Raw genomic sequence first — 1727 nt, forward strand, 5'->3', positions numbered from 1 at the left:
CGAAAGGTTAAACTACCCACTTCTTTTGCAGCCCACTCCCATGGTGTGACGGGCGGTGTGTACAAGGCCCGGGAACGTATTCACCGTGACATTCTGATTCACGATTACTAGCGATTCCGACTTCATGGAGTCGAGTTGCAGACTCCAATCCGGACTACGACGCACTTTTTGGGATTCGCTCACCATCGCTGGTTGGCAGCCCTCTGTATGCGCCATTGTAGCACGTGTGTAGCCCTACTCGTAAGGGCCATGATGACTTGACGTCGTCCCCACCTTCCTCCGGTTTATCACCGGCAGTCTCCCTGGAGTTCCCGACATTACTCGCTGGCAAACAAGGATAAGGGTTGCGCTCGTTGCGGGACTTAACCCAACATTTCACAACACGAGCTGACGACAGCCATGCAGCACCTGTCTYAGAGTTCCCGAAGGCACACCTGCGTCTCCGCTGGCTTCTCTRGATGTCAAGAGTAGGTAAGGTTCTTCGCGTTGCATCGAATTAAACCACATGCTCCACCGCTTGTGCGGGCCCCCGTCAATTCATTTGAGTTTTAATCTTGCGACCGTACTCCCCAGGCGGTCTACTTAACGCGTTAGCTCCGAAAGCCACGGCTCAAGGCCACAACCTCCAAGTAGACATCGTTTACGGCGTGGACTACCAGGGTATCTAATCCTGTTTGCTCCCCACGCTTTCGCATCTGAGTGTCAGTATCTGTCCAGGGGGCCGCCTTCGCCACCGGTATTCCTTCAGATCTCTACGCATTTCACCGCTACACCTGAAATTCTACCCCCCTCTACAGTACTCTAGTCCGCCAGTTTCAAATGCAGTTCCGAGGTTGAGCCCCGGGCTTTCACATCTGACTTAACGAACCACCTGCATGCGCTTTACGCCCAGTAATTCCGATTAACGCTCGCACCCTCCGTATTACCGCGGCTGCTGGCACGGAGTTAGCCGGTGCTTCTTCTGTCGCTAACGTCAAATCCATACGCTATTAACGYATGAACCTTCCTCACGACTGAAAGTGCTTTACAACCCGAAGGCCTTCTTCACACACGCGGCATGGCTGCATCAGGCTTGCGCCCATTGTGCAATATTCCCCACTGCTGCCTCCCGTAGGAGTCTGGACCGTGTCTCAGTTCCAGTGTGGCTGATCATCCTCTCAGACCAGCTAGGGATCGTCGCCTTGGTGAGCCATTACCTCACCAACTAGCTAATCCCACCTGGGCTAATCTTGACGCGAGAGGTCCGAAGATCCCCCTCTTTGGCCCGTAGGCATTATGCGGTATTAGCCATCGTTTCCAATGGTTATCCCCCACATCAAGGCATATTCCCAGGCATTACTCACCCGTCCGCCGCTCGTCATCTTCAAAAGCAAGCTTTTGAAATGTTACCGCTCGACTTGCATGTGTTAGGCCTGCCGCCAGCGTTCAATCTGAGCCATGATCAAACTCTTCAATTTAAGATTTTGTCGGCTCAATGAATACTGACTTCAAAACTGYYCTTACTCGAAAGTAAGAAGTAATTTTAAAGCTATTACCAACAGAACGATAATGAATTGACTGTGCTCGATAACCATTYCTTATAAAGAAARTGTTATCAAATTTGGTCACTCAGTTCATTGAACCCAATTTRTTTCCGAAGAAACAGTCTTTGCCTAAGCAAAAACTTATTGGATTATCATCAACGAGTGCCCACACAGATTGATAGGTTTATATTGTTAAAGAGCTTT

Annotated in this window: 1 rRNA gene; it reads right to left on the bottom strand. The window is 50.3% G+C overall.

Going from position 1 to position 1727, the window contains the following annotated elements:
• Positions 1-1457 (bottom strand): 16S ribosomal RNA (locus DZ860_RS23685); the annotation flags it as partial.
• Positions 1458-1727 lie beyond the last annotated feature (270 nt).

Origin of the sequence: Vibrio sinensis (assembly GCF_003605645.1) — a bacterium.
Taxonomy (GTDB): Bacteria; Pseudomonadota; Gammaproteobacteria; order Enterobacterales; family Vibrionaceae; genus Vibrio; species Vibrio sinensis.